This window comes from Aphanizomenon sp. UHCC 0183 (genome assembly GCF_009712065.1).
Taxonomy (GTDB): Bacteria; Cyanobacteriota; Cyanobacteriia; order Cyanobacteriales; family Nostocaceae; genus Dolichospermum; species Dolichospermum heterosporum.
This window is the reverse complement of the sequence record NZ_VILC01000004.1, coordinates 108,119-120,643: the sequence shown is the minus strand read 5'-3', so window position 1 is coordinate 120,643 and position 12,525 is coordinate 108,119. Positions and strand designations below refer to the sequence as shown.

14 protein-coding genes are annotated in these 12,525 nt (G+C 38.0%); 6 read left to right on the top strand and 8 right to left on the bottom strand.

Translation table 11 applies throughout. The features are described 5' to 3' along the window. Positions 1-135: 135 nt before the first annotated feature. The gene (cobA, locus tag FJR37_RS02380) at positions 136-891 is read right to left on the bottom strand and encodes a uroporphyrinogen-III C-methyltransferase (protein ID WP_174763376.1); all 756 of its coding nucleotides are present in this window, start codon (positions 889-891) and stop codon (positions 136-138) included. After that, on the bottom strand, positions 884-1,627 hold the full coding sequence (locus tag FJR37_RS02375) for a sirohydrochlorin chelatase (RefSeq protein WP_168465187.1): 744 nt from the start codon (positions 1,625-1,627) through the stop codon (positions 884-886). The genes cobA and FJR37_RS02375 overlap by 8 nt, the downstream gene beginning before the upstream one ends. A gap of 111 nt (positions 1,628-1,738) precedes the next feature. Here FJR37_RS02375 and FJR37_RS02370 point away from each other — a divergent pair, with 111 nt between their 5' ends. Further along, positions 1,739-2,356, top strand: a complete 618-nt coding sequence (locus tag FJR37_RS02370) for a CAP family protein (RefSeq protein ID WP_168465186.1) — start codon at positions 1,739-1,741, stop codon at positions 2,354-2,356. Positions 2,357-3,067: 711 nt separating this feature from the next. Here FJR37_RS02370 and hpnI read toward each other — a convergent pair. Then, a complete protein-coding gene (hpnI, locus tag FJR37_RS02365) occupies positions 3,068-4,189 on the bottom strand; it encodes a bacteriohopanetetrol glucosamine biosynthesis glycosyltransferase HpnI (RefSeq protein ID WP_168465195.1) in 1,122 nt (373 codons plus the stop codon). Positions 4,190-4,253: 64 nt separating this feature from the next. Between hpnI and FJR37_RS02360 the strand changes: the two genes are divergently transcribed. Both FJR37_RS02360 and FJR37_RS02355 read left to right on the top strand, forming a co-directional pair. Then, positions 4,254-5,882 carry a cyclic peptide export ABC transporter gene (locus tag FJR37_RS02360; RefSeq protein WP_039201122.1) on the top strand — a complete coding sequence of 543 codons (1,629 nt, stop codon included), beginning with the start codon at positions 4,254-4,256 and terminating at the stop codon, positions 5,880-5,882. 105 nt (positions 5,883-5,987) lie between these two features. Then, a complete protein-coding gene (locus FJR37_RS02355; RefSeq protein ID WP_039201121.1) occupies positions 5,988-6,371 on the top strand; it encodes a DUF2237 family protein in 384 nt (127 codons plus the stop codon). Between the two features lie 438 nt (positions 6,372-6,809). Here the strand turns inward: FJR37_RS02355 and FJR37_RS02350 are convergent, their stop codons facing one another. Both FJR37_RS02350 and FJR37_RS02345 read right to left on the bottom strand, forming a co-directional pair. After that, complete coding sequence (locus FJR37_RS02350) at positions 6,810-7,013, bottom strand: hypothetical protein (protein ID WP_039204838.1); 204 nt, start codon at positions 7,011-7,013, stop codon at positions 6,810-6,812. 38 nt (positions 7,014-7,051) lie between these two features. Further along, positions 7,052-7,336, bottom strand: a complete 285-nt coding sequence (locus FJR37_RS02345; protein WP_168465185.1) for a hypothetical protein — start codon at positions 7,334-7,336, stop codon at positions 7,052-7,054. A gap of 84 nt (positions 7,337-7,420) precedes the next feature. On the opposite strand from FJR37_RS02345, the gene FJR37_RS27590 reads away from it, so the two are divergent. The 3 genes from FJR37_RS27590 (at position 7,421) to FJR37_RS26735 (ending at position 9,373) form a co-directional block, all read left to right on the top strand. Further along, the gene (locus tag FJR37_RS27590; RefSeq protein WP_371416085.1) at positions 7,421-7,633 is read left to right on the top strand and encodes a WD40 repeat domain-containing protein; all 213 of its coding nucleotides are present in this window, start codon (positions 7,421-7,423) and stop codon (positions 7,631-7,633) included. Positions 7,634-7,770: 137 nt separating this feature from the next. Further along, positions 7,771-8,112, top strand: a complete 342-nt coding sequence (locus FJR37_RS02335) for a WD40 repeat domain-containing protein (RefSeq protein WP_371416084.1) — start codon at positions 7,771-7,773, stop codon at positions 8,110-8,112. Continuing rightward, positions 8,105-9,373, top strand: a complete 1,269-nt coding sequence (locus tag FJR37_RS26735; RefSeq protein ID WP_254434484.1) for an ATP-binding protein — start codon at positions 8,105-8,107, stop codon at positions 9,371-9,373. Before FJR37_RS02335 ends, FJR37_RS26735 begins: the two co-directional genes overlap by 8 nt. A gap of 120 nt (positions 9,374-9,493) precedes the next feature. On the opposite strand, the gene FJR37_RS02320 is transcribed toward FJR37_RS26735, so the two are convergent. The 3 genes from FJR37_RS02320 to hpnK all read right to left on the bottom strand — a co-directional run bounded on the left by FJR37_RS02320 (position 9,494) and on the right by hpnK (position 12,516). Continuing rightward, positions 9,494-10,348, bottom strand: a complete 855-nt coding sequence (locus FJR37_RS02320) for an EndoU domain-containing protein (protein WP_168465182.1) — start codon at positions 10,346-10,348, stop codon at positions 9,494-9,496. A gap of 101 nt (positions 10,349-10,449) precedes the next feature. Further along, positions 10,450-11,499 carry a J domain-containing protein gene (locus tag FJR37_RS02315; protein ID WP_039205340.1) on the bottom strand — a complete coding sequence of 350 codons (1,050 nt, stop codon included), beginning with the start codon at positions 11,497-11,499 and terminating at the stop codon, positions 10,450-10,452. A 171-nt stretch (positions 11,500-11,670) separates the two neighbouring features. Continuing rightward, positions 11,671-12,516, bottom strand: a complete 846-nt coding sequence (gene hpnK / locus FJR37_RS02310; RefSeq protein ID WP_168465181.1) for a hopanoid biosynthesis-associated protein HpnK — start codon at positions 12,514-12,516, stop codon at positions 11,671-11,673. Positions 12,517-12,525: the final 9 nt, after the last annotated feature.

The following is a 12,525-nucleotide window of genomic DNA, read 5'->3' as shown; positions in this document are numbered from 1 at the left end:
GTGTACACGATAGTCCCTTGTAAGGGGGGTAACAAGAAAAATCTGGTTCCCTCCCCTTGACAAGGGGAGGGTTAGGGTGGGGTAAAACATTTGATACAACAATCTTCAATGTTGTTAAACTTAACTAATTCATAATTATTTAATTTCCTTTTTTTCCTTACCAGATAATATATCGTGCATCTTAACGACTGCACCAATTACAGCTATTGCTGGGGCAAGAAATCCTTTTGTTTCCACTTGTTGGACAATTGTTCCTAACTCACCAATTAATTCTTCCTGTTCTGGCCGAGTTCCCCAGCGAATTAAGGCAATGGGTGTATTTAAACTCAATCCAGCTAGGGTAAATTGTTCAATAATGTAGGGTAAATTATGAATACCCATATAAATTACTATAGTTTCCGAACCGTGAGCGATCGCTTGCCAATTTACCTGGGGTTTATACTTACCAGCGGATTCATGTCCAGTTACAAAAGTGACAGAAGAACTATAAAGACGATGGGTTAAAGGAATACCTGCATAGGCCGCTGCGGCGATTCCCGATGTAATTCCGGGGACAACTTCTACCTGGATACCTGCGGCTATTAATTCCGCCATTTCTTCCCCACCACGACCAAAGATAAAAGGATCACCACCTTTGAGGCGGACAACTATGGCATGATTTTCTGCTTTTTCAATGAGTAATTGGGTGGTGACTTCCTGTAACAGTGAATGTCTACCCATACGTTTACCCGCGTTGATTTGTTCCGCTTGGGGATTGATCATTTCCAGCACTTCTGGACTCACCAAAGCATCATAAATAACCACATCTGCACAAGCTAATAAACCTTTTCCTTTGAGAGTCATGAGTCCAGGATCTCCAGGACCTGCACCGACTAAATAAACTTTACCCAACAACTTTTTCCTCTTCTGTGATGAAATTCTCGATTAAATTCGCAAATTCTCGACTTGTTCCTAATGGTTGTGCGAGTTGAAAACTTACTGATGGAAATTGTAATTTTAGCGTTTCTACTGCCAGAGCGATCGCATCAGTTATCCCACCTGTAAATAAAAAATAGGGGAAAATCGCAATTCGTCCATAACCAGCAGCGATTAATTCTTGTACTCTGACTTCTAAACTGGGAGGGACAGACCAATAGGCTGTAACTGCGCCGACAGTAGCTGCTATACTTTCGACAGAGGTATGAGAACCAGCCCGTCGGCTACCATGAGCTAAAATAATGGATACATCTGCTTTAATCCTAGTCATCATCCCCGCGAAAAACTTTTCTAACCCAGGATAACTGCCAATATAAGGACGCAATTCTATTATCATGCCTTCACTGATAGCCTGTTCTGCTAGGGCGATTTCTGCGGGAATATCAGTCATCACATGAAATCCCGGTAACAAAAATAGGGGAATAATTTGCAGCTTTTTACAGCCAAAAGCCTGAACACGATGAGCAAAATCTTGAATTTGCAGATGTAAAGGTTGGATATTTGCCTCTAGGGTAGCAACTTCTACGAAATTTTCCCCTGGGGGTAATATCTCTCTTAACAGCCTAGCTAATTGCTGCATAGCCATATCTGGACGAGGATCACGACTCCCATGAGATACTAAAAGATAAGCGGTAATGTTGTTAAGTTGCATATTAGGTAAATCAAACAAAAGCCGCAGCGGGGACTGTAAAGATTAAATCACAATTCGCCCTATAGTCTGACTTTGTTCAAAATTCATTCTTGTCAAAGGAAGGATAAAATCATGAATAAACTTCTTTCATATTTTGCATTAACAACAGGTACAGCCTTAACCCTCGGACTCACAGGAATCATTCCCTCTCAGGTGGCAAATTTAATGCCAATTGGTAGCAATCCTGCTTTAGCGCAAACAAATATTGATTTGAATGTTTTTAGAAGCAATGCTTTGTCTAAACATAACGTTTATCGAGCTATCCATCGTAGTCCCAATATGACAATTAGTAATTCTGCTAATAATACTGCTCAAACCTGGGCGCAATACTTAGCAGCCAATGGATTGTTTCAACACAGTGCAGCTAATCAGCGCAATAATGCTGGAGAAAACTTATATGTTTACTACACTACAGCCCCTTCGATAAGTTCAGACAGCCTGGCTAACACAGCAGTTCAGTCATGGTACGATGAAGTCAAAGCTTATAATTATAATAGTCCAGGTTTCTCTTCTGCTACCGGGCATTTTACCCAGGTTGTGTGGAAAAGTAGCACCCAGTTAGGTTGTGGTGCGGCAAGAGGCACTAAAACTATGAATGGGACTAAATTCAACGCTTTCTATGTGGTCTGTCATTATATACCCGCTGGTAACGTGCAAGGTCAGTTTCCCGCCAACGTTCTAAAACCGTAGGGAAAAAGTCATTTTTCTGTTTTCCATACTCAAAACGGTTGGGACATAGACTTTTGCAAAATTATGAAAAACCTAGTAGTTCGTCAAATTTATTTTGACGGGTAATGATCGGAAAAAACTTCTGTTCTTCCCTTCCCCCTGCCTCTCTTCTCCCCCTGCTTGTCTTCTATTGGCTTCCACACCCGCCAGGGAATAAATTCCCTGTCTGATAGCTCAAGTCCGTTTTAACGGACTACTAAAGCAGTGCGAAAGTCAAAACTAAACACGGGTGAGATTTAAATTGCCAAATGACAAAGAACCCAGATGTGTAGGGGTAAAGCAAGAGCTTCATTGGTGTCAACTTAAGCTCAAATCCCTACCACATCTCGTTCCTAGTCTCTGACTAGGAATGCAGTTGATGAGGCTCTGCCTCTAATATTATTGAAGGCAGAGCCTTTTAGAATTCATTCCCAGTCAGAGACTGGGAATGAGGTGAAAAATTTCCGGTTTATTTAGTCATCTTCAGATGACTTCTGCTATTAGACTGGGAATATGGCTAACGCCACGCTACGCTATCATTCCCAGGTGGGCTAAGTAGGTGAACACAATAAAACCAAACTGTGTAAAGAAACGTAAAATCGCCCAAACCCTCTTCACTCTTGCCTATTGCCTCTTGCCTTTTGCCTTGCCATAACGACAATTTTCAACGCCAACCTACTTAATTCTTGATTCCTAACTTTTGATTATTTGCAATTTACCATTTTTAACTAGTTTAAATTTTGTCCCTCGCCATTCAATAGTATTACCAAAAAATCCACAACACCAAATTATAAATCTCACTATATCCGCAACAGGAATCAGCCAAAAGAATTTTTTAGTAACTGCGTCATTGAGAAGTTTTACTCCTATTACCCAAGCCATAATTAATCGCATTAGCAAAGTGATGGAGAAAACTAAGCAAGAAAAAATAGAACCACTGCTAGTTATTAATAATAGTAAACTAGAAACTGTGCCGAAAGTAAATATTAAGCCGATATAACCCCAGGGACGAGAAACACGAATACAACGCGCCCAACGAATTTGGCGATTGATAGAATCTAATAAACTACTATGTCCTAATCCGTGTTCGACGATGTAGTTAGATAATACCACTTTGTCACCTGCTTGGGTTGGTAAATAGCCAAGTTGATAATCATCTGCTAAATAATCAGCTACGGCGGCAAAACCGCCAATTTTTGCTAATGTGGTTTTACGCATGACAATAGTTGAACCCAAAGCGAACTTTATTCCCTCTAATTGTTTACTAACTAAAATACCCGGTTGAAAGTCTGTGGCTGTACAAATAGCTTCTAAAATCGTGGCTATTCCTTCGGCTGTAGAACGATATAAACAGGTGACAACACCGACTTTTTGATCTTGTAGTGGTTGAATAACTGTTTGCAAATATTCTGAACTGACACGAATATCACTGTCAGAAATGAGGAAAATATCATGTTTGGCGGTGGTAACAGCATTAGCTAAGTTACTAATTTTCAAATTAGCACCGATAATATGATCTTTCACCACTAAACTAATATCTATTTCTGGAAATTGTTGAATTAGTTTCTCAACTACTTCTATACTAGGGTCTGTGGAACTGCGGACACTAAAAATAATTTGATATTGGGGATAATCTTGTTGACAAAATGAAGCTAGGTTGGCGTAAGTCCCCTTATCAACACCACACAGGGGTTTAAGGATAGTGACAGGGGGATGAAAATTGGGGTTGACGGGGGGGGAGTCCCGCAAAAAAGCTATCGCTGTATAAACCCCATAGGTGTAAAATAAAACGGCTGATAAACAGAAAATGAACATAAACACAGGAAAATTTTTTCTAATGACTAATGACTGGGCGCAGGCCCTGCGCCCCTACTAACTAATGAATCTAATTTACTTTCTTTTGCGTTCTTCTTGGACAATGGTAGCGATCGCTATTATCACAGGTTTTTTGAGTGGTGGTAGTAGTGCGGGATTAATCGCCCTCATTAGTAGTGCTGCGAGTAAAAGCAATGCTGCACCTCTGACAACTATAGCCTGGGGTTTCGTCGGTTTAGTCACCGTAGCCTTAATTACCGGCGTGATGTCCCAAATCATGTTAATTCGCTTATCTCAAAATGCCGTTTTGCAATTAAGAATGCAGTTAAGTCGGCAAATATTAGCCTCGGAATTAAGTCATTTAGAACAATTAGGAAATCCCCGCTTATTAGCAACTTTAACAGAAGATGTCCAAGCCGTAGCCAATGCTGTCTATGTCATTCCCTTTTTATGTATTGATATGTCCATGGCTTTGGGATGTTTACTATATATAACTTGGCTATCTTGGTTAGTATTTATCATGGTTGTGGTTTTAATGCTAGTAGCTATTGGTAGTTGTAAATGGTTATTAGATAGAGGAGAAAAATTATTAGCTTTAGCCCGTGAAGATCAAGATGCCTTATTTAATAACTTTAGCACTATTACAGCCGGAATCAAAGAACTTAAACTCCACTATCAACGCCGACAATTTTTCCTCAGCAATCGTCTAGAAGCCACAGCCAGCAGATTTAGAAATCACAATGTTCAAGGTTTAACTTTATTTGCGACAACTACCAGTTGGGGTAAATTAATATTTTTCTTTGCTATTGGTTTTGTCCTCTTTATTTTACCGCATTTATTCGCCATTGATGCCGAAACTTTATCAGGTTATATTCTCACATTTACTTATTTAATGTTGCCCATGGATAATATTTCCAATAATTTACCATTAATTAGTAAAGCCAGTGTTGCTTTACAAAAAATCGAATCTTTGGGTTTATCTTTAGCCAGTCGTGGAGAAGTTGCCACTGCACCGCCTGATTCTCTCACAAATTGGCACAGTTTACAACTTCAAAATATTACTCACACTTATTACACAGATAAAGAAGATAGTAGTTTTATTCTTGGTCCAATTAATCTTACCCTTTATCCCCAAGAATTAGTTTTTATTGTTGGTGGCAATGGTAGCGGTAAATCATCTTTAGCCAAATTAATTACAGGGTTATACATTCCTGAAAATGGCGAAATTATTTTAGATCAAAATTTGATTACAGAAAATAACCGCGAATGGTATCGCCAACATTTTTCTGTAGTATTTTCAGATTTTTATTTATTTGAAGAACTACTAGGATTAGAAAATAATAACTTAGATATTCAAGCCCAAAAATATTTAGAGAAATTGCAACTTGATCATAAAGTCAAAATTGAAAATGGGCAACTTTCCACTACAGCCCTTTCTCAAGGACAACGAAAACGCCTCGCATTACTAACAGCATATTTAGAAAATCGGCAAATTTATCTATTTGATGAATGGGCTGCTGATCAAGATCCATTGTTCAAAGATATATTCTATACTCAATTACTGCCAGAATTGAAAGCCCAGGGAAAAACAATTTTAGTAATTAGTCATGATGATCATTATTTTCATTTAGCCGATAGAATTATTAAATTGGACTATGGTCAAATTGAATTTGATAAACTCCCACAAACTTAAAAAATCAAGACCTACGCAAAATATCTCTCAAACCCTCTTTCTCTGCGTCCTCTGCGCCTCTGCGGTTCGTTTTCCCTAATAAATTAAAATTGTGAGGAATTAATCATGACAGAAGCTAAAAACGTACTGGGTACAGAATTAGAAATTTGCTGCACTTCTCCCATGACTGGCTTTTACCGCGATGGATTTTGTAGCACAGGTGGACAAGATACGGGAATGCACGTTGTTTGCGCTCAAGTTACAGAGGAATTTTTGCAATATACTAAATCCCAAGGCAATGATTTGAGTACACCTGCACCTTATTTTAGTTTTCCCGGTTTAAAACCCGGTGATTGTTGGTGTTTATGCGCTGCAAGATGGCAAGAAGCACTAGAAGCAGGTGTTGCACCGACCGTAGTTTTAGAAGCTACTCATGCTAGGGCGTTAGAAGTTTGTAATTTAGCAGATTTGCAAAAACATCGGGTAATTCGTAATGAGGAAAATGGGTAATAATTATTAGCAAATATAGCAATAGTATATGAATTTTGAAAAAATCTGGGTAGCCAGTAGCCAGGGAATAAATTCCCTGTCTCAAAGCTGAAGTCGGTTAAAACCGACTGTTTTTAGAGTGCGTTTTAACGCACTTTAGCTATTAGCCCGGAAATTGATTTCCGGGTGGGTGTGGAAGCTGACAGATAAACCCAATAAACTGCCTGGGAATGAATTCCCAGTCTCATAGCTAAAGTCATCTAAAGATGACTAAAGAATAGAAAATTGTAAAATTGGGTAGGGGTTTAGCATTGCTAAACCCTTACAGCTATGATATCAAACTAATACCCTTATTTACCGCCCTTTACGATTTCACAGTTTTGTGACGTACTCCACACACTCCCTTTCAGGTGAGTGTGGGCTTCTCAGTGACTCCTCTATGAGGACATTAACTGAGCTTTAAGACCGTGCGCCCCACGGTTCTTTGGTTTTGAGATTTGTTTTTTGTTTTGTAGGCTGCATTTCTGCATTTAATTGGACTACACCTACTTTTTTATAATAACATAAAATCAATATTTTGTTCGTTTCGTCGCTGTAGCCTTCTTTGTTTTCGCTACGCTCAAATACAATTTGGGCTACGCAACTCAACTCACGCGCATTCATCCCACGCTCCTAAGAGTGAGACGTGGGGCTTCTGCTGATTAAGCTAACAGTTCCTTTAATTCATTCTTACTATTACTGGCAGATTTAAAACCAACCACACTAGAAATTACACCCATACCGATGTTAAGATGGGTTTGTTCAATTTTGCCAGTGTAGAATAAAATGATGCTTGCAAATGTTAACATTGCTGATGTTGTACCAATGGCAATGTTAACGTTATATCCTAGCTGACTTTGCCGAATGTACTCATTAACACCCTGTTTGTGTTCTTCATGGGTTAGTTGTGGCTTTTTGGTTTCAGATTGATTAAACCAGTTAAACATAACTATTGACTCCTATTTTTTGTAGTTCTTTCAGTTAGTTGTTGAACTTACTAACTTCAAGGTCATAGTTACTCGGTAAGAGCGATCGCAGTCACACCTGATGGAAAAACTCTGATTTCTGGTTCAGGTAAGACTATCAAAATCTGGGATTTGGGAACAGGAACAGAAAAGTTCACCGTTAAAGGTCATCGTTCCTCGGTAAATGAGATCGTACTCACACCCGATGGTATAACCGTAATTTCTAGTTGTGATGACAAGATCAAAATCTGGGATTTACAGCGATTTCCAATCATATAAGGTACATCTTAGCCCCCTCATCGCTTGCGGGGAGGGGGTTGGGGGTGGGGTTCTTGTTCCGGGTTTGATGACAATTTGCTGTAGGAACAGGAACAGAAAAGTTCACCCTTGAAGGTTATAGTTACTCGGTAAATGAGATCGCACTGACACCCGATGGTAAAACCGTGATTTATCATTCATACAACACTATCAAAATCTGGGATTTGGTCACAGGAACAGAAAGTTTCACCCTTCAAGGTCATAGTAGCTTGGTAGAAGCGATCGCACTCACACCCGATGGAAAAACTCTGATTTCTGCTTCAAGAGACAACACAATCAAAATCTGGGATTTAGCAACCAGAAAGGAAATAGCAACTTTCACCGGAGAAAGTCCCATAAATTGCTGTACAGTTGCTCCCGATGGGGTGACAATTGTTGCAGGAGAAGAATCAGGAAGGTTACATTTTCTGCGTTTGCAAGGAAAGGTGACAGATGAATAGTTTATCTTTCTCTGCTTCAGCAAAGAGTGAAAATTTTGTTGGTCGTGATTTTATCTTCACTGCTATTAATAATTTTCTCCACCGTTACCCCAAGGGTTATTTCACCATTGTGGGTGTTCCCGGTAGCGGTAAAAGTGCCATTCTTGCCCAATTTGTGCGCCAAAATCCCCATACTATTTATTACAATGCCCAAATTGCGGGTAAAAATCGAGTTGAGGCATTTTTTCCAGAGGTTTGTACACAGTTAAATTTATTGTTAGAGAATTTATCTAGCACCCCTCCCCAACCCTCCCCGCAAACGATGACAGAGACAGGATTTATCAATGCACATGAGGGAAGTTGGTTATTTTCTACTTTATTGCAACAAGTCAGCGAGAATTTACCAAATCAGAAAATAATTATTGTCATTGATGGTTTGGATAGAATTGATATAAATAGTCAAGCTGTAGGAACGAATTTATTTTATCTACCGCGATATTTACCGGATCAAATTTATTTTATTTTCGCTCGTCGTCCCTATCAAAAATCCCATTCTGGCTTGTTAATTGAAGCACCTTCACAGATTTTAGATTTAGCAGATTATCCGGTGGAAAATTGGGAGGATATTAAAGCATATATTCAGAGAAACCTAACCCCCCTAACCCCCCTTCCCTACCAGGGAATGGGGGAACAAGAATTTTCTAACTCCCCTCTCCTTGTAGGAAAAGAGTTGGAGGAACAAAAATTTTCTAACTCCCCTCTCCTCGCAGGAAAAGAGTTGGAGGAACAAGAATTTTCTAACTCCCCTCTCCTCGCAGAAAAAGAGTTGGAGGAACAAGAATTTTCTAACTCCCCTCTCCTCGCAGGAGAGGGGTTGGGGGAGAGGTCAAATCTGCTTGCTGAAAACGAAGATAATTTTATGTATGTGCAGCAAGTTTTAAAAGCTATAGCTGATGGTTTTTATTCTGTCAATAATTTTGAGCAAATTCCCCCAGATTTAGCAACCTATTATCAACAACATTGGCAAAAGATGCAAAGTCAAGGTTTATCTAATGTTGCGATGGATATATTGCGGGTTTTGACTGCTGAAGAAACTCAACCGATGTCAACCGTAGCTATTAGTCAAATTATCAAAGCTGATGTTTTTGATGTGGCGGAAATTATGGAAACTTGGTTAGAATTTCTGCAAGAAACACGGGAGGGTAAGGAAACTAAATATCAATTATATCATCACAGTTTCCGGTTATATCTTCATGATTACAGCACTTTGCCTAACAGTTAAATACAAGAATTAAAGGAATAATTTAAAATGCACAAAGTCGGATGAAATACAATTGAGGGCGGGGTTTCCCCGCCCCTACAGGTTAATCACTGTATCTCAATTTGCTGTAATCTCAAATTACTAAACCTGACATTCTGGAGTTTTTTGATAATCAGGAGTAGCATCAGGATAAAAGGTACGAATAGCGCCTTTTTTAGTAACAAAGATATTTGCAAATGTTTTGCCGTTATCAGTCACACTCAGTAAACAAGCTTTAGGTGTTGGTTCTAAGCTGGGGTTATTTTTGTATGCTTTAGCTGCAATTGTTAAAATTTCTTCGGCATTGAGAGTGTAACCATATCCTTTAAATGGATCACTGACAGTGCGATCGCCTACTTTCATTCTAACACCAAAAGAATAAACAGCCCCTGGGTCAACTTCAGATTTACTCACAGATTTGGGTAAAATTCCGGCAAGACCTCGATTTTGTAAATCTAAATAACGTCCAGCATAATGTAAACCACCAATTTTAGTTTCTGCGGGTTCACCACAAAAAACATGATCAAATCCTTCAGCATTAAACCAAAGACTTGTTAAATCTTCCAGAAATTCTGTATTAGAGGTTCTATTCGGAAAAATATAACCACCAACATTATTTTTAATATTGCTGAGAACAGTTGGAAAACTATTCAGCATGGTTTGGAAATTAGCGGGAGTAACTACTGTTCCCAATTTTCCACACAATTGATTAACTGCTTGATCAAAATCATTTAGCAAAGGAGGAGGAGGAGTTAAATCTTGTACACCACCAACTTTAACGGTTACAGGATTATTAATATTATCAAAGAAAGGTAAGAATTCCTCTGCAATTGCCAAATTAGGATTTGATAGAGTAGTTACAAAAAACAGTCCTATAGCTAAGGTTAAGCACAGAAATTTATTCACATTGGTAACAATTTGATAATCAATAGTTGTACTCAACAGGTTTAATCTCATGGGAATCTCACTAGATTTACGTATGACTGTGAATACTTCTAAAGTTACCATTATACCATTAACTGTGTCAATTATTACTTAACAAGTCTTAACATATTTTACTAATTAAAATCCATAATATCTCCAAATTCTCCCATGATTTTTTCCATTAATTCTTCCATCATATCCTGCTGCATAGAACGGAGGCTTTCTGGTCCTGCGAGAAATTCTTTAATAGTGATCTTTTTATCTTTAAAATCTTTAACAAAATCACGAATCTCTGCAACTATCTTGGTTTGAGATTGCATGGTTTCCACCATCAATTCAATACAATCAACCCCTTGTTTAGCCGCTTTTTTATAATCAGCAACCATTGTTCCTTCTGGCGTGTTTTTTGCTAATCGAAGTTCTTGCTTCAATTTCTCATATTGATTTTTGAGAATTTGATTGTGTTGTTCCATATTTTTACATTTGCGACTTAAATCATCTTCACTATTATTATCAATTGTTTCTCCGACTTCATATTTACGTTCAATTTCCAAAAGTCGCGCTAAATCTCCATCTTGATAAGCTTTATTAATTTCCTTCATGATTTCCGTGTGAGTCATTTGGGTTTCATTGTCTTTAACCTTATCCGGATGAAAGATTTCCGCTAACCGCAAAAATGTCTGTCGAATTTTCCTAGATTCATCTGTTCTCGCTACCGTTGGAGATTCGGAATCTTGTTCTGCTTCCCAAAATTGACGACGACGTTGATGGTTTTCTTCAGAATCATCATCTTCAAATAATTCATCTAATTCATCTAATTCTTCATCATCATCAATAGGTTTATAACTAATAATTCCTCCCATTTGTAAACTTCTGTACAGTGATTCTATATTTTTTTGGGTTTGTTTTCCCATTTTTCTCGTAGTTAAAATTTCTGCAAACAAAGCATGAATTTGTGCATCTAATTCCGCCATTGTTTTCATGTTTGGACTAACTTTATGAAATACCTCTGTCGCCAAAGAACGCATTTTTTCGACAAAATTATTTAATTCTGTCCGCTTTCTCTTAATTTGTTTCAATAAAGATTCATGTTCCTTCTCTAAACCCTGTAACTGGAGATGTAAGTCAGAAAGCGCGAGAGGAGTGACTGTAGTTGAGGATACTGTTTTTGTTTTGCGTGCCATAATAGTAGATGCAAGTAAAATCAGGGTATTTATCTGTGTTTATCCGCGTTTATCTGCGTTTAATTATTCTCGAAGATTCTACACAAATTCAATAAAAGTTAGAATGGACAACAACAGACGCTACTAAACAACATTATATTTTATATATTAATATTTATACAAAATTGTTAATTAAATTAACTGATTATAATTACTTAATTTAAAATCTTTCACAGTCAATAATTGACGCACTTCCTGACTCAATAAAGCCGCTAATTCTACTTCACCACCGTTATTTGTCTCAGTATTTACTAAAGCCGGATGAGAATAAATTTCTACCAATTCAGATTCTATTTGTGGTATCAAACCTAGTAAATATTTTTCACTCATGTCACCAGTTTGTAACAATCCATAAACTCTATCAGCAAATTTAATATTATTAGCTTTTAATAAACCCTCTCCATAACGGCGTAATTGTCCAAAAACAATAGACCAAACTATTTTAGTGAGTAAATTACGGTTATCAATTTTGAGGTTTTTGCTTAATTCTTCTGAAGGTAGACGAATAAATTTAATCTGAAATTCTGCGGCAAATTCTGTTAAAATATTCAAAATAACAGGATGTACATGAAGGTGTAAATGTCCATCAACATGAGCCAGATTTAAACCAGAATCCCGAAATTTTTCTAATTGAGCAGATATTTCTAATCGCAATTCTGCACGGGTAGCTTGATTGAATTGATAACTTAATCCTGCTTGGGTGGGATTACTGGAAAAGTTACCTTGAGAGTCTACTAAATGGGGAATTTGCGAAGGTGGTAAAACTGATTTACCACAAACTAAAACTAGATGTAACCCAACTGCTAACTGAGGATGATCTTTTGCCAGTGCGATCGCCTCTTGTGCAGCATCACCACTTACCATTAAACTAGTGCTAGTTAAAATGCCTTCCTCATGGGCTTGAATAATCGCCGCATTCACACCCTGGGAAAACCCGAAATCATCAGCATTAATAACGAGAAAATGAGGTTTATTCACAGCATTAAT